Raw genomic sequence first — 20,467 nt, forward strand, 5'->3', positions numbered from 1 at the left:
GATCAACCCTTCAGTCCCAGCACGTCCTGCATGTCGAACAGGCCGTTGGCCTTGTCCGCCAGGAAGCGCGCCGCGCGCAGCGAGCCGTGGGCATAGGTCACGCGGCTGCTCGACTTGTGGCTGATCTCGATGCGCTCGCCGGTGCCGAGGAACATCACGGTATGGTCGCCCACCACATCGCCGCCGCGCACGGTGGCGAAGCCAATGGTCGACGGATCGCGCTCGCCGGTGACGCCTTCGCGGCCATAGACGGCGCATTCCTTCAGGTCGCGGCCGATGGCGTCGGCGATCACTTCGCCCATCCTCAGCGCGGTGCCGGACGGCGCATCGACCTTGTGGCGGTGGTGCGCCTCGACGATCTCGATGTCATAGCCTTCCGAAAAACTCTTGGCGGCCATTTCGAGCAGCTTGAGCGTGACGTTCACGCCCACGCTCATGTTCGGGGCGAACACGACGCCGATTTTTTCACCGGCGGCGCGGATCGCGGCCTTGCCGGCCTCGTCGAAGCCGGTGGTGCCGATCACCATCTGCTTGCCGTTGGCGGCGCAGTATTCCAGGTGCTGCAGGGTGCCTTCGGGGCGCGTGAAGTCGATCAGCACGTCGGCATTGTGCAAGCCGTGCTTGAGGCTATCCTCGATCATCACGCCGGTCAGGAAGCCGGCGAAGGCGCCCGCGTCCTGGCCGATGAAAGGAGAACCCGGCAAGTCGAGCGCACCGGCCAGGCGCGCATCGGGTGCGTACTGGATGGCTTCGATCAGCATGCGGCCCATGCGGCCGCTGGCGCCGGCGACGGCGATATTCAACATCGTCATGCTCGCCTCCTTATTGCTGCGTTGCAGGCGCATTGACCTTGGCCGGCTCTACCGGGCGTCGGTCAGGATGATCCTTGCTGCCCTTCGACGGTCCGGCGATGCGGTCGATGTACTCGCGCTCGCTCGGCAGGTTGCCGCCCTCGAAACGCTCGACCACATCGTCCTTGAAGAACACGGTCACGCGGCTGGTGGTCAGCTCGCCATTGCCGCGTGCCAGGTAGAACGGGTAATCCCAGCGGTCGGCATGGAAGGCATCCATCAGCAGCGGCGAACCGAGCAGGAAGCGCACCTGGTCGCGAGTCTGGCCAGCCTTGAGCTGGTTGAGCATCTCTTGCGAGACGAAGTTGCCTTGCTGGATGTCTGGGCGGTAGGGCGAGAAGATCCACAGGAAGCGCTGCAGGCGCGAGGCCTGGACGGTCTGGGCGCCGGCATTGGCGATGGCGGCCGACTTTTCCGCGTCGGACGCACTGGCGGCCGCATCCGTTGCCACCGGCGGCGCCGGACGCGTCTGGTTGCGCCAGGATGCGCAGCCGGACAGCGTCAAGGTGCAGGCGAGACCCGCCGCCAGAGCCGCTTTGGCGGAGAATCGATGGAATACGGCTTGTTTGACAGGCATAGTTAACCTCAATACGTTCGAGCGGGAGCGTCCAAAACGCTATATCATAAAGCACTCCGCCAATATTCGAGTGACAAACATGAGTAACAACCCGACTGACCTGAAGGCGAGCGGCCTCAAGGCCACGCTGCCACGACTGAAAATCCTGGAAATCTTCCAGAACAGCTCCGTACGGCATCTGACGGCGGAAGATGTTTACAAGATCCTTCTTGCTGACAATATGGACGTGGGCCTCGCGACCGTCTACCGCGTATTGACCCAGTTCGAGCAGGCTGGCCTGCTCAACCGTAACCATTTCGAGACCGGCAAGGCCATCTATGAGCTCAACGCCGGTTCCCACCACGACCACCTGGTGTGCGTCACCTGCGGCCGCGTCGAAGAGTTCTATGACGACGAGATCGAGAAGCGCCAGCAGATGATCGCCGAACAGCACGGCTTTACGATCGTCGAGCATGCGCTGGCGATCTATGGCAGCTGCCCGCAATGCCGGGGCATCGGCAAGCCGGAGTAATCTTGCAGCCGGCACGGCCGGTGTAAAAACAAGTAAAGGGCGCATGGGAACCATCCCATGCGCCCTTTCTCTATCTAAGCGTCGTCAGAACGAGGCGGTCAGGTTCACGAACAGCGCGCGCCCCGGTTCGTTGTACGACTCGGCGCCCGTGCTGCCATTGGTGCTGCGCCGGAACAGGCGTTCGTCGAACAGGTTGTTGATGCCGGTGCGCAGGTACAGCTTCGGCGTGAAGGCATAGCCGACGTTGGCGCCCACCACGGCATACGGCGCCAGCGTGTTGAGCGCCTCGCCGCTGGCCTGGCCGCCGGTGCCGGTCAGGCGCCGCGGCTCCTGCTTGCCGTAATATGACACCGTCAGCAGCGTCGTCAGCCTGGCATTGACCTTCCAGTCCAGGGTCGAGTTCAGCGTGTATTCGGGAATGACCGACAGCGGCTCGCCATTGGTCTTGTTCTCGTTCTCGATCATATAGGTCAGGTTGTTGGTCAGCTTCAGGCGCGGACCGAACGGGATCGTCAGGTTGCCCTCGACGCCCTGCACCACCGCCTTCGGCGAGTTCTCCCACTGGAACAGGCGGCCATTGGCCGAGGTGTTGCCGAGCAGATGATCCATGCCGCCGGTGATCTTGTTCTTGTAGTCGTTGTGGAAGTAGGCCAGGCTGGCCTCATGGCCGCGGTCCTTCCAGGCGATGCCGATTTCCTTGTTGACCGAGGTCTCCGGCGCCAGCTGTTCGTTGCCGCGCACATAGCAGCCGCCGCCCAGGTTCGGGTTGTTGACCGGGCAGCCGTTGCCGCGCGTGTAATACAGGTAGTTCGGATTCGACTGGTACAGGTTCGGCGCCTTGAAGGCACGCGCCACGCCGCCGCGCAAGGTCAAGGTGGGACTCAAGGCATACGAGGCGTTCAGGCTCGGGCTCCAGTTGGTGCCGAACTGGCTGTGCTTGTCGAAGCGCAGGCCCGGGGTCAGGGTGAATGCGGTATTCACGCCGATATTGTCTTCGACGTAGACGGCATAGGTTTCGGCGCTCGAACGGCCATCGCGGCTGCCGGCCGGCATGCCGGGAATCGCGGTGGCCGCCTGCGTCATCGAATACGGATCGTCGAGCTTTTCCTTGCGCGCCTCGAAGCCGGCGGTGAGCATCTGCGCCACCCCACCGAAGTTGAGCGGCGTATGGATCTCGCCGTTGGCCCCATAGGTTTCCAGCTCCGACGTCGAGCGTTTGGTCGGATCGCTGATGCTGCCCTCCGGCCCGCCCGCCAGGCCTTCGTTCATGCGGGTATTGTCGGTGCCTTCATAGGTCAGCCACAGGCGCGAGGTGGTGGCGCCCCACTTGCCGCGGTGGGTCAGCGCGGCGCTGCGGCGCAGCATGACGTTGGTCTCGGCGGCCGCATTGGCCAGCTCTCCCAGGATCGGGAAGCCGGCCGCATTCACGGCCCGGTCGCCGGCGTAGATATTGCCCTGGCGGCTGAAGTTGGACTCGAACTCGAGCACCTGGTCGGGCAGGAAGTCCCAGCGCAGCAGGCCGCCGATGTCGCGGTTGCGCACGCCTTCGCGGCCGGCCGGCGGGATCGCGCCGTTGGCGGTGTTGTCCGGCGTGGCGTTCAGCGCCAGCGCGTCGGCGTCGGTCTTGTTGACGTTGCCGAACACGCGGAACGAGAGCTTGCCGGCCAGCGGGCCGGACAGGTTGAAGCCGAGCCGCTTGCTGCCGCCCTCCTCGCTGTGCTCGGGCGCCAGCGCATAGGCGGTGACCGAACCGGTCAGATAGTCGCCCGGCGCCTTGGTGATGATGTTGATCACGCCGCCGGCGGCGCCGGAACCGTAGCGCGCCGCCGCCGGGCCGCGCAGCACCTCGATGCGCTCGACCGCCTCGGCCGGCACCCAGTTGGTGTCGCCGCGCGTGTTGCGCTCGCCGCTGCGGCCCATGCGCACCGAATTGCGCGAGCTGACCGGCTTGCCGTCGACCAGGATCAAGGTGTTTTCCGGGCCCATGCCGCGCAGGTCGATCTGGCGGTTGTTGCCGTATTGGCCGCTGGCACTGTTGCCGGTGAGGTTCACGCCCGGCATGGTGCGGATCAGCTCGGCCAGGTCGTTCGCTGGCGGACGCGCTTCGATGTCTTCCGAGGTGATGACCGAGACGCCGATCGCCTGCTTCAGTTCCTGTTCGGCGGTGCCAACGATGTGCACCTGCTGCATCGGCGCATCGCCGGGGGACTGTTGGGCCACCGCCGGCAACCCGACGAGCGCCAGTCCGATTGCCGCGGCCAGCGGCGTCATGCGTATCAGTTTCATCCCTCGTGTTCCTGTTATTTGACTGTTCTGTGGACAAGCCGGAATGCTCCGGCTCAATGCAATTGAGAATCATACTCATTTGCATTTCCAAAACTATGTCAAATTGTGGCGAGAGGGTTGCCAGCCTTGCACTGGCTTAAGTTTTCGCGATTCAGGAGTGACTGAGGGCGTTCGACAGCAGCTTGGCCGTGATGTCGACGATCGGGATCACCCTTTCGTAGGCCATGCGGGTCGGGCCGATCACGCCCAGGGTGCCGACGATGCGGCCGTCGACCGCATACGGCGCCGTCACCACGCTCATCTCGTCCATCGGCACCAGCTTCGATTCGCCGCCGATGAAGATCTGCACGCCGCCGGCCTTGCTCGAGACGTCGAGCAATTGCATCAAGCCAGTCTTTTGCTCGAACATCTCGAACATCTGGCGCAACGAGCTCATATTGGACGACAGGTCGGACACCGACAGCAGGTTGCGCTCGCCGGCGATGACCATGTCGTCGCCCTCGGCCATCGCTTCGCTGCCGGCCTCGACCGCCGCCTGCATCAGGCGGCCCATATCGTCGCGCAATTGCTGCAGCTCGCCGCTCAGGCGCTTGCGCACCGCGTCGAAGGACAGGCCGGCGAAGTTCTGGTTCAGGTAGTTGGCCGACTGGGTCAGTTGCGACGGAGAATAATCCTGATCGAGCAGCAGCAGCCGGTTCTGGACGTCGCCGCGCGGATCGACGATCACGAGCAGGATGCGCTTTTCGCCCAGGCGCAGGAATTCGATCTGCTGGAAGACCGACTCGCGGCGCGGGCTCTGCACCACGCCGGCGAATTGCGACAGCGAGGACAGCATCTGCGCCGCGTTGGCGATCAGTTTCTGCGGTTGCAGGTTGGACAGGGGCTGCGGCAAACGCATGCGCTCGGCATCGACCGTCTTGTCGTCGATCGGCCCCACCGTCAGCAGGGTGTCGACGAACACGCGGTAGCCGCGCGGGGTCGGGATGCGACCGGCCGAGGTATGCGGGCTGGCGACGAAGCCCATCTCCTCGAGGTCGGCCATGACGTTGCGGATGGTGGCCGGCGACAACTCCAGGCCGGGCAGCTTGGACAGCGCACGCGAGCCTACCGGTTGGCCGTCGGCGATATACCGTTCGACGAGGGCTTTGAGCAGGGTGTGGGCGCGTTGGTCGAGTTGCATGATTCCAGGAAACGTTCGATGCTCGTATTTAGTGTGTGCATTATAGGCAGGTTGGGACGTGGCACGGCCAGCGCAAGGCTTGCTGTGACGCATGTCCAACGCTCTTGTCTGCGTCTTTACAGCGATTCGAGCCAATCGAGCAGCGCGTCGAGGCTGGCCACTTCGACGTCGGGCCGGACTTCGTGGGCGAGTTCGTTGACCTTGCCGGTGCGGTTCATCCAGGCCGCGCGCAGGCCGGCGCGCTGGGCGCCCTGCACGTCCAGCAATAGGTCATCGCCCACGTACAGGGTCTCGCCGGGTTCGACGCCAAGGGCGGCGCAGCCGGCCAGGAAGATGCCGGGGTCGGGCTTGGCGCGGCCGAACTCGCGCGCCGCTACCGAGGCCTGGAAGTGGTGGGCCAGGCCGATGGTCTGCAGGTCGGCCACGCCATTGGTGACCGAGCCGACCAGCGCATGGCGTTTCAGGCGCTCGAGCCCGGGCACGACATCTTCGTAGGGCGTCACGGCATTGCGGGCGGCAAAGAACACCGTCATCGCCAGCTCGGCCTTGCCCGGATCCTCGCCCACCTGTTCGAAGGCCGCGACCAGGCCGGCATGGCGCAGCGCGCCCAGATCGATCCCGAACTCGGGGCGCGCGGCCAGCAGTTCGAGGCGCGCCGCGCGCAGGCTGTCGATCGTGAAGCGTTCGGCCACCCGCGGCGCGTGCTCGCCGAGCCAGGCATACAACAGTTTTTCGGCTTCCAGGATCACGGGCGCGATCGGCCACAGGGTATCGTCGAGGTCGAACAGGACGGCTTTCGGCCAGGGTTGGCGGGTCATCGGCTTCCAGACTAGGGGTAAAAAGGTGCGCCCCAAGCATAGCGATGCGCCAGTCCGAATGCAATGCGCACGCCGTTCGCGCCCTGGAATATTGCCTTTGTTGAATTATGGTTACACCAAGATACAAAACCAAATGCGCCCGAAATGGACCAGCTGCTTGCCAAATGGACTAAAATGTTGAGCGATTTTTCCATTCTCACCGCGCAAGCTGCGCTTTCCCGCTAGATTTTTTGGAGATGTTATGAAGAGTTCCTACCTGCGTGCCGGCGCGGCGCTGGCCTGCGCGGTCGCACTGTCTGCCTGCGGCGGCAGCGATGGCCAATTGGAGCTGGGCGGCAGTTTCGCCGGCGTGACCAAGGCCGGCCTGGTATTGACCAATGGCGGTCAGGAAAAGGCAATCACGCCGCCGGCCGATGGTACCGGCGCGGGTCGTTGGGCTTTCGACAACCTGATCTCGACCGACGACCGTTATAACGTCGAAATCAAGTCCAGGCCGTCGAACGTCAGCGATTGCAAGATCGAAAACGCCGGCGGCCGTGCGGGATACCACGTCTATAACGTTTACGTGACTTGTACACCCAATTTCCGCGGGCTGTCCGGCACCATTGGCAACCTGAAGGGCGAATTGGTCTTGGTCAATGGCTCGGACAATGTGACGCTCCAGGCGGGCGCCACGTCGTTCAAGATGGCCAACGTGGCTGAAGACTCGCCTTATGGCGTGTCGATCCTGCGCCAGCCTGCCGACCAGACCTGCACCGTCAGCAATGGCAGCGGCACCGCCCGCCAGGCCGACATCAGCAACGTAAGCGTCACCTGCACCCCTTAATTTTCCCTGGAGCGTTACGCATGAAGTCTTCCCTGATCCGTCCGGCGCTCGCGCTGGCGCTGGCCGCGGGCCTGGCCGGCTGTGGCGGTAGCGACAAAGCCGAGTTCGTTGTCAAAGGCACGATCACCGGCATCGTCTACCCGGGCGCCGTCCTGACCACCAATGGCATGGAAATCGCCGTTGCACCGCCGGCCAGGACTGGCGACCCTGTCAGTTTCGAATTCCCGAACAAGCTCGAGTATGGCGATGTCTACAATGTCCAGTTCAAGAGCTTCCCGAGCAATCAGAAATGTGACACGCCTTTCCAGACCATCCCGAACTTCAACGATACCGCCGGGCGCCTGGCGGAAATCGCCATCACCTTCGCATGCGCGGTCGATCCCTATTCGATCGGCGGTACGATCAGCGGCCTGACCGCGGACGGCCTGGTGCTGGCCAACGGCAGTACTGGCGGCACCATCACGGTCGGCAAGCCGGCCGCGGGGGTTACGACGCCGATCACGTTCACTTTTGCCGGACCAGTGCTCTTCGGTACGACCTACGGCGTGACCATTCTGACCCAGCCAACCGGTCAGGTGTGCACCATCGCGAACGCCACCGGCACCATGGGCGCGGCGAACGTCAGCAACATCAACGTCACTTGCGTGGCCGCACCGAGCTGATCAGATATACACAATTCTTATGTCGAGTATTTGAAAGGAAAATTGGATTTATATGCTGTCGCGCAGCATAATAACTCCTGTCTCCTCCAACTCTCCTCAGAAAAGAATTGGATTTCAGCCCGCTCTTCTAGAGCGGGCTTTTTTTTGCCCGCAGGATTCATCGAGGCGGCGCCAGGGCAATCAGCGGGCGGCGCTCACCTTCACCACCGCGATCTTTTCCATGCCGACCGACACCTGCGACTGGTAAGCCTCGCTTGATCGCGCATTGGCGGCGACGGCGTAGCTGCTGAAGCCGGCGAGGATGGCGGCGGCGATGAAGATGGCTTCCATGTGCTTGAGGACGTTCATGATGTGCTCCTGTTGGTCGGTTGAGGCGCCGGATCGGCTGTCCATGTAAGCACTATAAGAAATTGGCCCTCAGCCCTCCAGCGGCATGCGACAGACTGCGCAAATCGGCGACCGGGCGACCTAAAATACGTGATAACCCGTATGTTGCGGCGCAGCAGGACGGGTTTGGACGCAAAAAAGCGCCGGCGGGCGGCGCTAGGGGCAGATGGTGTTGAACGCGTGTACGGCGAAGCCGTACACCCTACGGTCAAGTCAGAGGTAAATTGGCCAGCGCCACGTACTGTTCGAGGCTGACCGCTTCCGGACGCACGCCCGGGTCGATGCCGGCCTCGACCAACTGGGCCTCGGTGAACATGCCGGCCACGCAGTTGCGGATCACCTTGCGCCGCTGCGAGAAGGCCTTGGCCACCACCGCTTCCAGGCGCTTGCCGTCGCATGCCAGCCGGCGCCGGGTAGGCACCATGCGCACGATGGCGGACTCGACTTGCGGCGGCGGATCGAAGGCGGTCGGCGGGACGATGAACAGCATGGCCATGTCGTAGCGCCATTGCAACATCACCGACAGGCGGCTGTAGGCCTTGGTGCCCGGCTCGGCCACCATGCGCTCGACCACTTCCTTCTGCAACATGAAATGCTGGTCTTCGACCAGCTCGGTGAATTCGGCCAGGTGGAATAGCAGCGGACTGGAAATATTGTACGGCAGGTTGCCGACCACGCGCAGCTTCTTCCCTTCCGGGACCGGAATCGACCCAAAGTCGAACTTGAGCGCGTCGCCCGAATGCACGGTGAGGCGCTCGCGCGGATAGGCTTTTTCCAGGCGCGCAACCAGGTCACGGTCGAGCTCGACGACGTGCATGTGGTCGAGCGACTTGAGCAGCAGCGCCGTCATCGCCGCCAGGCCCGGGCCGATCTCGACCATAGCCTGGCCGCGTTGCGGCCCGATGGCGTCGATAATATCGGTAAGGACCTGCTTGTCGGTCAGGAAGTTCTGGCCGAAGCGCTTGCGTGCGACGTGTTTCATGCTTGCTTTCTTAATTATTCGTGGTGGCGGCTGCGCGGCGCGCGGCCACCATGTGCATGGCGGCGCGGATCGCCTCTTCCATGCTGCCGCAATCGGCCAGGCCCAGGCCCTGGGCCGCCAGGTCGAGGGCGGTGCCGTGGTCGACCGAGGTGCGGATCAGGGGCAGGCCCAGGGTGACGTTGATGCCGCGTCCGAAGGTCGCGTGCTTGAGCACCGGCAAACCCTGGTCGTGGTACATCGCCAGCACGCAGTCGGCATCCTTCAGGTATTTGGGCTGGAACAGGGTGTCAGCTGGATATGGGCCGCGCGCATCGATGCCGCGGCTTTTCGCATCAATGAGCACCGGCGTGATGACGTCGATCTCTTCGCGGCCCAGGTAACCGTTCTCGCCGGCGTGTGGATTCAGGCCGGTGACCAGGATCACGGGCGCCGCGATGCCGAATTTATCGCGCAGGTCGGCGTGCAGGATGTCCAGCACCTGGGTGAGGTTGTCGCGCGTGAGCGCGCCCGGCACGTCCTTCAAGGGCAGATGGGTCGTGGCCAGGGCGACGCGCAGGTAGGGCTGGTCGCCGCCAGGCGAGCCGGCCAGCATCATCACCACCTTGGGCGTGCCGGTCTTTTCGGCCAGGTATTCGGTGTGTCCCGAAAACGCGATGCCGGCGTCGTTGATCGTGCTTTTTTGCAGCGGCGCGGTGACGATGGCGTCGAACCAACCGCAGCCACAGCCTTCGATCGCCAGGTCCAGCGTGGCCAGCACGGCAAGACCATTGTCGGGATCGAGCTGGCCCGGCACCACGTGCGCGGCCAGCGGCACGTCGACCACCGCCAGGCGTTCGACGCCGAAATGCGGCAGGCCGCCATTGCGCAGGGCCTGGGTCGACAGCGCCGACAGGCGGATAGTGGGATCGATCAGGCTGGCGGTGAGCGCCAGGAAGGCGGCATCGCCGACCAGCACGCAATTGGCCTGCTCGCGCAGGGCCCAGGCGGCGCGGATCGCAATCTCGGGACCGATGCCGGCGGGCTCGCCGACGGTGATTGCCAACACTGGCCGCGATGCCGCCGACTGCGGCGCCAACGGGCGCCCGGGCGCCTGTGGCGCAGCCATGGTGTTACTGCTCCTCGCGGAACTCGACGTAGGCGCGGTCGCGCACCTGGCGCATCCAGTCTTCCATCGCTTCCTGCATCTTGCGGTCGCGCAGGACCTGGCGCGCCACATTGCGCTCTTTCTGCTGGGTCACGTCTTCGCTCTTGCGCCCAATGACCTGGATCAGGTGGAAGCCGAACGGCGACTGGATGACGTCCGACACCTGGCCCGGCTTCAGATCGTTCATCGCGGTCTCGAATTCCGGCACGGTGTCGCCCGGATACAGCCAGCCCAGGTCGCCGCCTTTCGAGGCCGAACCGTCCTGCGAGTGCAGGCGCGCCAGGTCCTCGAAGGTGCCGGCGTTGTTGTCCATCTTTTCCTTCAGCTCGAGCAGCTTGCGCTTGACCTCGCCTTCGGTCATGGTCGGGGTGACCTTGATCAGGATGTGGCGCGCGTGGGTCTGCTCGACCACCGACTTCTCGGTCTCGCCGCCCAGCGGACGCTTGCCGGCCAGCTTGAGGATGTGGAAGCCGACGTTGGTCTTGAGGACCGGCGTGACCTGGCCCGCCTGGAGCTTGCGCAGCTCGGTCGAGAACATCGGCGGCAGGCGGTCGGCGTCGCGCCAGCCGATCTCGCCGCCCTTGAGCGCGTCGGGGGCGTCGGAATAGGTCGAGGCCATGCGCGCGAAGTCGGCGCCGGTGCGCAGCTGGCGCATCACTTCCTCGGCGCGCGCGGCGCGCGCAGCGATCTGCTCGGGCGAGGCGTTCTCTGGCACGCGCACCAGGATCTGGGAGATGTCGACCTCGATGCGGTCGGCCTCGGCCGCCTTGGCGGCCGCCATATAAGTGTCGATCTCGGCTTCCGAGACCTGGATCTTGCTGTCGACCTCGTGCTCGCGCAGGCGCTGCATCATGATCTCGTTGCGGATGTCTTCGCGGAACTGGGCGAACGGCATGCCCTCTTTTTCCATCTGGTTGCGCATGTCCTGCACCGACAACTTTTGATTTTCGGCGATGCGGCCAATGGTGGCGTCCAGGGTACGGTCGTCGACCTTGACGCCCATCTCTTTCGCCAGCTGCAGCTGGGCGCGTTCGACGATCATCGCCTCGAGCACCTGGCGCTCCATGGTGGCCGGATCGGGCATCTGGGCGTTACGCGCCTTCATGTTCTGGGCGACCTGCACCACGCGGCCCGCGACTTCGTTGCGGGTGATCACTTCGTCATTGACGACGACCTGGATCGAATCGACCACCTTGGCATTGGCCGAGGCGGGCGGCAGGAAGCCGCCGCCGGTGGCGGCCGCGGTGTCGGCCTGGGCCAGCGCCTGGCCGGCGGTTAGCGCGCACAGCAGTGCTGCCGCCATCTGGAGGGACTGCAAACGGGTAGTACGCATCATCTGGAGAGCACTCATTTCAGGATAGTTCACACATCATGGACGAATTATGGACGGCTAGTCTGAACGCTTGCTTATGGACGTCCAATTCCGGTATTCAGTCGCGTATAGCCCGGGACGCTCTTGTTGAACGAATCGAGCGGGTTACCCAGGCCCAGGCGCGACAAGCCATTGAGCTCGAGCTGGAAGAAGATCGGCGTCGACGTTTCTCGGGCCGCGGTCACGAAGCGCTGCGCGCCCATCCGGAACACCCAGCAATCGGCCTTGTATTCGAGACCGATCAGGCTTTCGATCAGCTTGCCCCCGCCAGCCGGTGAATTGGCTGGCAACCCCACGCCGTACGACCGCAGCGCATAGCTGACCCGGCCCACGCCATACCAGCGGCGGCCGATCGGCCACTGCGCCGACAGGTCGATGTTGCGGAAGCTGTCACGCTGATAACGGTATTCGGCGTTCAACACCTTCATCTGCCCCGGACGCCACTGTACACCCACATTCGAGCTGTACAAACTGCTTCCGCTGGCATCGTATTGTACGCCGCTATCGAAGCTCCAGGACTCGGAAATGGTGCCGGAGGCGGCCAGCAGCATGTCGGAACGGCTCTGGTGTGGCGGTTCGCCCTGGTAGAGGCCCACGCGCGGCTGCTTGAGGTACTGGCGCTGGCCAAAGGCCAGCCGCAGGCGCTCGGAGCCATCTTCCTGGATGAAGCGCGACACCAAGGCGGCCGTGACCTGGTTGGCGTCGGACACCCGGTCCAGGCCCACGTAGCGGTTTTCGGAGAACAGCTGGGCGTAGTTGAAACCGGAGCGGCCGGTGTCGAACAGCGGCACGTCGTCCTGGTTCTCGTACGGCGTGTAGACGTAGAACAGGCGCGGCTCGAGGGTCTGGGTGGAGCCGCCGCCGAACAGCGAGGCCTTGCGCTCGAACACCAGCCCGCTGTCGAGCGAGAAGGTCGGGATCGTGCGCGTGATACTGGTAGGCTTGCCGGGCCGGCTATCGTGCTTTTCGAGATCGTACTTGGCCGCGTTGTACATCAGCTTGGGCGTAACGAACCAGCCCGGACGCACGATCGGATAGCTGACCTGGCCCTGCACCACGGCGCGGTTGCCGCCGATGTCGGTAGGGTGGTCGAAGCGGGTCGCCTCGGCGTCGATCGCCCAGTCGAAGCCGGCCACGTCGTAGCGCGCGGCGCGGAAGTTAATCTGCGGCAGGCGGTCGTAGGGACGCGGCACCCTCAGGTTCGGGTCGGTGTCGGCGGCCGGATCCTGCAGCACCTGGTAGTTCTGGGCGCGCGCGGAGAGGCTCCAGAACTGGCCGTGCAGATCGGTGCGCACCTCGCGCAGCAGCTGGCGCTCGGCGCTGGCCGAGACGTTGCGCGAGAAGTCGGACGGGTATTCGTCATCCGAAGCGCCATGCAGGTTCCAGCCATACGACCAGTTCGGCCTGATCGACTGGCTGTGCAGCGAGTCGACACGCCAGCGCGTGGTCTCCGTCTTGCGGTCGTCCGGCAAGACCTCGACATGGGTCTCGCCCTGGTAGGTGCTGCCCAGGTAGCGGCCGGTGGCGCCCATCTGGAAGCCGCGGTCGAACATCATGCGCGGATACAGCGTCAGGTCGCGGTTGGGGGCGATGTTGACGTAGTACGGCACCATCACCTCGGCCTTGCCCTGGGAGCCGAAGCCCACCGTGGGCGGCAGCCAGCCGGAGCGGCGCTGGCCCGACAGCGAGAACGACATCGCCGGGGTACCCAGGATCGGCACGTCCTTGAAATAGATGATGGTCTTGCCGGCGGTGCCGACGTCGCGGCCGCTGTCCAGGCGCAGGGTGCTCGACTTGATGTACCAGTCGGGATCGGGGCCTTCGCAGGTGCTGTACGTGCCGTTGCGCACGATGGCCTGCTGTTCGCCCAAAAAGTCGATGCGGTCGGCCTCGCCCTGGCCATTGGTACTGGCTAGGAAATAGGTCGGGTTGAGCAGGTAGCCCTTGCCGGTCTCGAGGTTCAGCTGCAGTTCGTCGCCCTTGTAGCGGTCGCCGAAACGCCACATGTTCACGTTGCCGGTGGCCGTGACTTCGTCCTCGACCCGCAGGTAGCAGGCGGTATCGGCGGTGATGCCGCTCTGGCCGCGCGTGATCTCGACGTTGCGGTCGAGGTCCAGCCGCCGGTCGGGACGGCCGCCGATCTCCTCGGCCTGGATTACGACGGGAAGTTCGTCTTCAGCTTGTGGCGCAGGGGGGGCAGTCTGGGCGAATGCCGGGACCGCGGTTGCGGTAACCAGTGCATAGAGCGCGAGGACCTGCCGCGGAGGGAAAGGTTGGCGTGACGACCAGCTCATGGAAAATCGCAGCTCATGGAAAATCGGACATGCACCATAAAGGGCGGTTTTTTTAGAATGAATCCCTTATTATATGGGAATTAGCTCAACCAACCGGATTCGTCAGGCCGCTTCATGTCATCTTTGTATCAAAACTCTTCCACTTCTGTCAGCGCCGACGCGCGTTTGGCGCAGCTGAACGATTGGCTGGCCTCGACCGGCCTGGTGGAAGTCGGAACCGGCCGCCCTGCCTCCGTCGATGCGAGCTTTCGCCGCTACTTCCGCTACGACGTCGTTCCCGCCATGCAGGACAAGCTGGGCGCGACCCTGGTCGCCATGGATGCGCCGCCGGAACGCGAGAACGTGCCGGCCTTCATCCACGTGCAGGGCCTGCTGTTCGACGCCGGCGTGACCGTGCCGGCGATCGCCGCGCGCAATGTCGAACAGGGCTTCCTGCTGCTGGGCGACCTGGGCACCACCACCTACCTGGCGCGCCTCGATAGCGACAATGCCGCCTTCATGTATTCGGACGCGGTCGATGCCCTGCTCAAGTTCCAGATGGCCAGCCAGCCCGGCGTGCTGCCCGAGTTCGACCGCGCCTTCATCCTGCGCGAGCTGAACATCTTCCCGGAGTGGTACCTGAACCGCCACCTGGGTGTAACGCTCGACGACAAGCAGCAGGCGCAACTCGACAAGGTATTCGAGGCGATCGCCTCGAACGTGCTGGCGCAGCAGCAGGTGTTCATGCACCGCGATTTCCATTCGCGTAACCTGATGTTCCTCGACCACGGCAACCCCGGCGTGCTCGATTTCCAGGACGCCGTGTACGGCCCCGTCACCTACGACCTGGCGTCGCTGCTGCGCGACGCCTACGTCCAGTGGGACGAAGAGATCGTGCTGGACTGGGTGGTGCGCTACTGGCAGAGCGCCAAGCAGGCCGGCCTGCCGGTCAACCCGGACATCGACGCCTTCTACCGCGACTTCGAGTTCATGGCCATGCAGCGCCACCTGAAGATCCTCGGCATCTTCTGCCGCCTGAACTACCGCGACAACAAGTCGCACTACATGGGCGACCTGCCGACGGTGATCGACTACGTGCGCAAGACCGCGAACCGCTACACCGAACTCAAGCCGCTGCTGCGCCTCCTCGACGCGCTCGAAGACAAGGCGCCGCAAGTCGGCTACACCTTCTGAGGTCCAGCATGAAAGCGATGATTTTCGCCGCCGGCCGCGGCGAGCGCATGCGGCCCCTGACCGACAGCTGCCCCAAGCCCTTGTTGAAAGTGCGCGGGCGGCCCCTGATCACCTGGCACGTGCTGAACCTGGTGCGCGCCGGGATCACCGAGATCGTGATCAACCACTCCCACCTCGGCCACATGATCGAGGAAGAACTGGGCGACGGCAGCCGCTACGGCGCGCGCATCGTGTACTCGCACGAGCCGACGCCGCTCGAGACCGCGGGCGGCATCGCCAATGCGCTGCACCTGCTGGGCGACGAGCCGTTCCTGGCCGTGTCGGGCGACATCTATGCGCCCTACTTCGATTTCTCGCTGGCGCTCGACGCGCTCAAGGACATCGATGCGGTCGGCGTTCCCTACCCGGTCGACAAGCGCGACATCGCCTGGCTGTGGCTGACGCCGAACCCGTGGCACAACCCGCACGGCGACTTCGCGCTCGACATGTACACGCTCAAGAACGACGGTCCACCTAAGTGGAACTTCGCCGGCATCGGCGTCTACCGCGCCGAGATGTTCGACGGGATCAAGGCTGGCGAATTCCTCAAGTTCGGGCCCCTGATGCGCAAGTTCATCGAACAGGGACGCGTCGGCGGCGAGATCTACCAGGGCCAGTGGGTCAACGTCGGCACCGTGGGCCAGCTGGAAGAACTGAACGCGCCGCTGCGGGCGGCCAAGACGGCTTCATGATGCCGCATTGCGCCGCGCATGCGGCCCGGCGTGCGCAGTTGCTGGGGCGGATGCAACCGGGCGCAATTGCCGTGCTGGGCACCGCCCCCGAAGTGCCGCGCAACGGCGACAGCGACTATCCCTACCGCCACGACAGCCATTTCTATTATTTGACCGGGTTCGCCGAACCCGAGAGCTGCGTGGTGCTGGTAGCGGCGCAGGCAGAGCATGCGGGGCGTTCCATCCTGTTCTGCCGCGAGAAGAACGTCGAGCGCGAGATCTGGGAAGGCTTTCGCTTTGGCCCCGAAGCGGCGCGCGCTGCGTTCGGCTTCGACGAGGCGTATCCGATCGATGAACTCGACGCGCGCATGGCCGACATCCTGGCCGATGCGCCGGCGCTGTATTACGCGCTCGGCTCCGGCGAGGCGCTCGACGCCCGGGTGGCCGGCTGGCTCAAGGCGGTGCGCGCGCGCGGCCGCACGGGCGTCACCGCGCCGCAGACGACGCACCACCTGCTGGCCATGCTGGACGAGATGCGGCTCCTGAAGGACGAGCACGAAATCGCCCTGATGGCGCGCGCCGGCGCGATCTCGGCCCAGGCCCATGCGCGCGCGATGCGCGCCACCCGGCCCGGCATGTTCGAGTACGAGATCGAGGCCGAGCTGCTGCACGAATTCCGCCGCAACGGGGCGCAGTTCCCGGCCTATCCCTCGATCGTCGCCTCCGGCCCGCAAGCCTGCGTGCTGCACTACAACGCCAATAACCGCCGCATCGAGGACGGCGACCTGGTGCTGATCGACGCCGGCTGCGAGTTGGATGGCTACGCCAGCGACATCACGCGCACGTATCCGGCCAATGGCCGCTTCAGCGAAGCCCAGCGCATCCTGTACGAACTGGTGCTGCGCGCGCAGGGCGCGGCGATTGCGGCCATCGTGCCGGGCCGGCCGTACAGCGCGATCCACGATGCGGCGTTGCGCGTGCTCACCGAGGGCATGCTCGACCTGGGCCTGCTGGACCGGAGCAAGGTGGGCTCGCTCGACGAGGCGATCGCGTCACGCGCCTATGCGCAGTTCTACATGCATGGCACCGGCCACTGGCTGGGCATGGACGTGCACGACGTCGGCGCCTACCGCGACGTCGCCTCCCCCGACAAACCGTCTCGTCCCCTGCTGCCGGGGATGGCGCTGACGGTGGAGCCGGGCATCTACGTGCGGCCCGGCGAGGGCGTGCCGGAGCGGTTCTGGAACATCGGTATCCGGATCGAGGACGACGTGGTCGTGACCGACACCGGCTGCCGTATCCTGAGCGCCGACGCGCCGAAGGAAGTGGTGGATATCGAATCATTGATGCGGGAAACACGATGACGGAACAAACCCTCGACTTCGACGTGGCGATCTGCGGCGCCGGCCCGGTGGGCCTGGCGCTGGCGGCCTTCCTGGTGCGGCGCGGGGTGCCGGGTGAGCGCATCGCCCTGATCGACGGCAAGTCGCTGGGCCAGGCGATCTCGGACCCGCGTTCGATCGCGCTGTCCTGGGGCAGCGTGCAGTTGCTGGACGAAGTCGGCGCCTGGCCGCTGCCGGCCACGGCGATCCACCAGATCCACGTCTCGCGCCGCGGCCAGCTGGGCCGCAGCCTGATGGACCGCCGCGATCACGACGTCGAGGCGCTGGGCTACGTCACGCGCTACGGCGCCGTGGTTGACGCCCTGGCGCGGCGCTGCGAGGCGGCCGGCGTCGCCGTGCTGCGCCCGGCGCGCGTGCAGTCGCTGGACGAAACTCCCACTGGCGCGCTGCTGGCGCTGGACGACGGCCGCACGCTGCGTGCGCAGGTGGCGGTGCAAGCCGAAGGCGGCATCTTCGGTCAGCAAGACGGTCGCGCCAAAAGCCGCGACTACGAACAGACCGCCGTGATCGCGCGCGTGACGAGCGACGCGCCGATCGCGCATCGCGCCTTTGAGCGCTTCACCGACGAAGGCCCGCTGGCCCTGCTGCCGGAAGACGGTCCCGACGGCCACCAGTATGCGCTGGTGTGGTGCGTGCGCCCCGAGCGCGCCGGAGGAATTCTCGACCTGGACGACACCCGATTCCTGCACCAACTCGGCGACGCCTTCGGCACCCGCCTCGGCACCTTCACGAAGGTGTCGCCACGGGTCGCCTTCCCCCTCGGCCTGAACGCCGAAGCGCGCGCCACCGCGCGCACGGTCGCCATCGGCAATGCCGCGCAGACGCTGCACCCGGTCGCCGGCCAGGGCCTGAACCTGGGCCTGCGCGACGCCGCCGTCCTGGCGCGCCAGCTGGCGCGCGGCGCCACGTCGGCCGCGCTCGGCCGCTTCCTGGAAGAACGCGCGCAAGACCGCAAGCTGACGATCAGCCTGACCGACACCATGGCCCGCGCCTTCACCGCCAGCAAGCCGCTGCAACCGTTGCTGGGCCTGGGCCTCGCCGCCCTCGACCTGGCCCGACCGGCGCGCACGCTGCTGGCCGACCTGATGATGTTCGGCCGCCGCTAACCCCCTCGCTAATTAGGGTCAGAGTCGAATTGTTTGACAACTTTTACGGCTGAGCTGTTAATTCGACTCTGACCCTAGTTATCTGCCGGGCAATTGGCCAATAATTCGACTCTGACCCTAATTAATTTGGCGGTCAAATCAGCCCTTTTTCTTATAAAAGGGGCAATTAATCATAAGAAAACTGGACGAGCACGCCAAAACAGCCAGCCTCAAGCAGAGAAATACCATCAAAATAATTAGGGTCAGAGTCGAATTGTTTGACAACTTTTACGGCTGAGCCGTTAATTCGACTCCGACCCTAGTTATCTGCCGGGCAATTGGCCAATAAATCTACTCTGACCCTAATTGTTGGGCTATTGATTATTCGACGGCTTTGACCATCGATTCGATGACCTTTTTGGCGTCGCCGAAGACCATCATCGTATTGGGCTGGTAGAACAGGTCGTTGTCGAGGCCGGCGTAGCCGGAGGCCATCGAGCGTTTGTTGACGATGATGCTTTTCGCGCGGTAGGCCTCCAGGATCGGCATGCCGGCGATCGGGGATTTGGGGTCCTTCGCGGCCGGGTTCACCACGTCGTTGGCGCCCAGGATCAGGACCACGTCGGTCTGGCCGAAGTCGCCGTTGATGTCTTCCATCTCGGCCACCTGGTCGTAGGGGACTTCGGCTTCGGCCAGCAACACGTTCATGTGGCCAGGCATGCGGCCGGCTACCGGGTGGATCGCGTAGCGCACCGTCACGCCGTGCTCCGTCAGCTTGTCGACCAGCTCCTTCACCGTGTGCTGGGCGCGCGCCACCGCCAGGCCGTAGCCGGGGACGATGATCACCGATTCGGCGTTCTGCAAGATGAAGGCGGCGTCTTCGGCGGAGCCCGATTTCACCGGGCGCTGCTCCTTGACGCCGCCGTCGTCGGCGACGGCCTCGCCGCCGAAGCCGCCCAGGATCACGTTGAAGAAGGAGCGGTTCATCGCCTTGCACATGATGTACGAGAGGATCGCGCCGCTCGAGCCGACCAACGAGCCGGCGATGATCAGCATCGAGTTGTTGAGCGAGAAGCCGATGCCGGCCGCCGCCCAGCCGGAATAGGAGTTCAGCATCGACACCACCACCGGCATGTCGGCGCCGCCGATCGGGATGATGATCAACACGCCCAGCACGAAGGCCAGCGCCGCCATCACAACGAAAGGTGTCCAGGCCGGCGCCACGCCGTCGGCGAAGCAGAACATCAGGCCCAGCACGACGATCGCGATCGCCAGCACCAGGTTCAGGATGTGCTGCCCGCCGAAGCGCACCGGCGCGCCCTGGAACAGGCGGAATTTGTATTTGCCCGACAGCTTGCCGAAGGCGATCACCGAACCCGAGAAGGTCACCGCGCCGACGAAGGTGCCGATGAACAGCTCCAGCCGGTTGCCGAACGGGAGTGCGCCATCGCGGGTGGCGATATTGAAGGCCCAGGGTTCCGACACGGCGGCGATCGCGATGCACACCGCCGCCAGGCCGATCAGCGAGTGCATCGCCGCCACCAGCTCGGGCATCTTGGTCATCTCGACCTTCTTCGCGGCGTACGCCCCGATCGCGCCGCCGACCACGACGCCCAGCACCACCAGGCCGAAGCCCGAGCCACCGCCCTGCCCCAGGCTGTCCTGCAGCTTGAGCATCAGCGCCACCGTGGTCACCACGGCGATCCCCATGCCGGCCATGCCGAAGGCGTTGCCGATGCGCGCGGTCGAGGGCGAGGACAAGCCCTTGAGCGCCTGGATGAAGCACACCGAAGCGACCAGGTAGAACAGGGTGACGAGGTTCATGCTGATGGCGTTCATGCCTGCTTCTCCTCGATCTTGTCCTCGATCTTCTCTTCGACCGCCGCCTTCACGGCTTTCGGCTCCTTCTTCTTGAACATCTCCAGCATGCGCTGGGTAACCAGGAAGCCGCCGAACACGTTCACCGCCGCCAGCGCCACCGCCACCGTGCCGGCCACGCGCCCGGTCAGGCCTTCGGTCAGGCCGGCGGCCAGCATGGCGCCGACGATCACGATCGCCGAGATGGCATTGGTGACCGCCATCAGGGGCGTGTGCAGCGCGGGGGTGACGGTCCAGACCACGTGGTAGCCGACGTAGATCGCCAGCACGAAGATGATCAGGTTGATGATGGTGTGGCTGATGTCCATGCCTAGTCTCCTGTCTAGTT

20 protein-coding genes are annotated in these 20,467 nt (G+C 64.8%); 8 read left to right on the top strand and 12 right to left on the bottom strand.

Annotated features, from left to right (window positions below; translation table 11 throughout):
* Positions 1-2: 2 nt before the first annotated feature.
* On the bottom strand, positions 3-812 hold the full coding sequence (gene dapB / locus SOM28_RS06650; protein ID WP_123071717.1) for a 4-hydroxy-tetrahydrodipicolinate reductase: 810 nt from the start codon (positions 810-812) through the stop codon (positions 3-5).
* Between the two features lie 10 nt (positions 813-822).
* Positions 823-1,428 (bottom strand): outer membrane protein assembly factor BamE, encoded by a 606-nt coding sequence (locus tag SOM28_RS06655; RefSeq protein WP_183407546.1) that lies wholly within the window; start codon positions 1,426-1,428, stop codon positions 823-825.
* Between the two features lie 79 nt (positions 1,429-1,507).
* Between SOM28_RS06655 and fur the strand changes: the two genes are divergently transcribed.
* Positions 1,508-1,939, top strand: a complete 432-nt coding sequence (gene fur / locus SOM28_RS06660; RefSeq protein WP_123071719.1) for a ferric iron uptake transcriptional regulator — start codon at positions 1,508-1,510, stop codon at positions 1,937-1,939.
* Between the two features lie 84 nt (positions 1,940-2,023).
* On the opposite strand, the gene SOM28_RS06665 is transcribed toward fur, so the two are convergent.
* The 3 genes from SOM28_RS06665 to SOM28_RS06675 form a co-directional block, all read right to left on the bottom strand.
* Positions 2,024-4,225 (bottom strand): TonB-dependent siderophore receptor, encoded by a 2,202-nt coding sequence (locus SOM28_RS06665; protein WP_320467631.1) that lies wholly within the window; start codon positions 4,223-4,225, stop codon positions 2,024-2,026.
* A 151-nt stretch (positions 4,226-4,376) separates the two neighbouring features.
* Positions 4,377-5,405: a heat-inducible transcriptional repressor HrcA gene (hrcA, locus tag SOM28_RS06670; protein WP_123071721.1), complete on the bottom strand. Its 1,029-nt coding sequence runs from the start codon at positions 5,403-5,405 to the stop codon at positions 4,377-4,379.
* 116 nt (positions 5,406-5,521) lie between these two features.
* Positions 5,522-6,223 carry an HAD family hydrolase gene (locus tag SOM28_RS06675; protein ID WP_123071722.1) on the bottom strand — a complete coding sequence of 234 codons (702 nt, stop codon included), beginning with the start codon at positions 6,221-6,223 and terminating at the stop codon, positions 5,522-5,524.
* 63 nt (positions 6,224-6,286) lie between these two features.
* On the opposite strand from SOM28_RS06675, the gene SOM28_RS06680 reads away from it, so the two are divergent.
* Genes SOM28_RS06680 through SOM28_RS06690 form a run of 3 tightly spaced genes read left to right on the top strand, consistent with a single transcriptional unit; the run spans position 6,287 to position 7,711 of the window.
* Positions 6,287-6,448 (top strand): hypothetical protein, encoded by a 162-nt coding sequence (locus SOM28_RS06680; protein ID WP_320467632.1) that lies wholly within the window; start codon positions 6,287-6,289, stop codon positions 6,446-6,448.
* 16 nt (positions 6,449-6,464) lie between these two features.
* Positions 6,465-7,049, top strand: coding sequence for a hypothetical protein (locus tag SOM28_RS06685; protein WP_320467633.1), 585 nt, complete (start codon positions 6,465-6,467; stop codon positions 7,047-7,049).
* A gap of 20 nt (positions 7,050-7,069) precedes the next feature.
* A complete protein-coding gene (locus tag SOM28_RS06690) occupies positions 7,070-7,711 on the top strand; it encodes a hypothetical protein (protein WP_320467634.1) in 642 nt (213 codons plus the stop codon).
* A gap of 180 nt (positions 7,712-7,891) precedes the next feature.
* Here SOM28_RS06690 and SOM28_RS06695 read toward each other — a convergent pair whose 3' ends face one another.
* The 5 genes from SOM28_RS06695 to SOM28_RS06715 all read right to left on the bottom strand — a co-directional run bounded on the left by SOM28_RS06695 (position 7,892) and on the right by SOM28_RS06715 (position 13,890).
* The gene (locus SOM28_RS06695; protein ID WP_005664814.1) at positions 7,892-8,059 is read right to left on the bottom strand and encodes a hypothetical protein; all 168 of its coding nucleotides are present in this window, start codon (positions 8,057-8,059) and stop codon (positions 7,892-7,894) included.
* 247 nt (positions 8,060-8,306) lie between these two features.
* Positions 8,307-9,080: a 16S rRNA (adenine(1518)-N(6)/adenine(1519)-N(6))-dimethyltransferase RsmA gene (gene rsmA / locus SOM28_RS06700; RefSeq protein WP_320467635.1), complete on the bottom strand. Its 774-nt coding sequence runs from the start codon at positions 9,078-9,080 to the stop codon at positions 8,307-8,309.
* A 10-nt stretch (positions 9,081-9,090) separates the two neighbouring features.
* Positions 9,091-10,185, bottom strand: a complete 1,095-nt coding sequence (gene pdxA, locus SOM28_RS06705) for a 4-hydroxythreonine-4-phosphate dehydrogenase PdxA (RefSeq protein WP_320467636.1) — start codon at positions 10,183-10,185, stop codon at positions 9,091-9,093.
* A gap of 4 nt (positions 10,186-10,189) precedes the next feature.
* The gene (locus SOM28_RS06710; protein WP_320467637.1) at positions 10,190-11,560 is read right to left on the bottom strand and encodes a peptidylprolyl isomerase; all 1,371 of its coding nucleotides are present in this window, start codon (positions 11,558-11,560) and stop codon (positions 10,190-10,192) included.
* A gap of 71 nt (positions 11,561-11,631) precedes the next feature.
* Positions 11,632-13,890 carry an LPS-assembly protein LptD gene (locus tag SOM28_RS06715; protein ID WP_320467638.1) on the bottom strand — a complete coding sequence of 753 codons (2,259 nt, stop codon included), beginning with the start codon at positions 13,888-13,890 and terminating at the stop codon, positions 11,632-11,634.
* Positions 13,891-14,004: 114 nt separating this feature from the next.
* Between SOM28_RS06715 and SOM28_RS06720 the strand changes: the two genes are divergently transcribed.
* The 4 genes from SOM28_RS06720 to SOM28_RS06735 are packed head-to-tail and all read left to right on the top strand — an operon-like array spanning position 14,005 to position 18,282.
* On the top strand, positions 14,005-15,063 hold the full coding sequence (locus SOM28_RS06720; RefSeq protein WP_123071729.1) for an aminoglycoside phosphotransferase family protein: 1,059 nt from the start codon (positions 14,005-14,007) through the stop codon (positions 15,061-15,063).
* An 8-nt stretch (positions 15,064-15,071) separates the two neighbouring features.
* The gene (gene murU, locus SOM28_RS06725) at positions 15,072-15,794 is read left to right on the top strand and encodes an N-acetylmuramate alpha-1-phosphate uridylyltransferase MurU (protein ID WP_320467639.1); all 723 of its coding nucleotides are present in this window, start codon (positions 15,072-15,074) and stop codon (positions 15,792-15,794) included.
* Positions 15,791-17,137, top strand: coding sequence for a Xaa-Pro aminopeptidase (pepP, locus tag SOM28_RS06730; RefSeq protein ID WP_320467640.1), 1,347 nt, complete (start codon positions 15,791-15,793; stop codon positions 17,135-17,137). Before murU ends, pepP begins: the two co-directional genes overlap by 4 nt.
* A complete protein-coding gene (locus SOM28_RS06735) occupies positions 17,134-18,282 on the top strand; it encodes an FAD-dependent monooxygenase (protein WP_320467641.1) in 1,149 nt (382 codons plus the stop codon). Before pepP ends, SOM28_RS06735 begins: the two co-directional genes overlap by 4 nt.
* A gap of 360 nt (positions 18,283-18,642) precedes the next feature.
* Here SOM28_RS06735 and SOM28_RS06740 read toward each other — a convergent pair whose 3' ends face one another.
* Both SOM28_RS06740 and SOM28_RS06745 read right to left on the bottom strand, forming a co-directional pair.
* Positions 18,643-20,100, bottom strand: coding sequence for an NAD(P)(+) transhydrogenase (Re/Si-specific) subunit beta (locus tag SOM28_RS06740; protein ID WP_320467642.1), 1,458 nt, complete (start codon positions 20,098-20,100; stop codon positions 18,643-18,645).
* The gene (locus tag SOM28_RS06745; RefSeq protein ID WP_320467643.1) at positions 20,097-20,447 is read right to left on the bottom strand and encodes an NAD(P) transhydrogenase subunit alpha part 2; all 351 of its coding nucleotides are present in this window, start codon (positions 20,445-20,447) and stop codon (positions 20,097-20,099) included. The genes SOM28_RS06740 and SOM28_RS06745 overlap by 4 nt, the downstream gene beginning before the upstream one ends.
* Between the last annotated feature and the right edge of the window lie 20 nt (positions 20,448-20,467).

Source organism: Massilia sp. CFBP9026 (assembly GCF_034045165.1).
GTDB classification, from domain to species: domain Bacteria; phylum Pseudomonadota; class Gammaproteobacteria; order Burkholderiales; family Burkholderiaceae_D; genus Telluria; species Telluria arenae.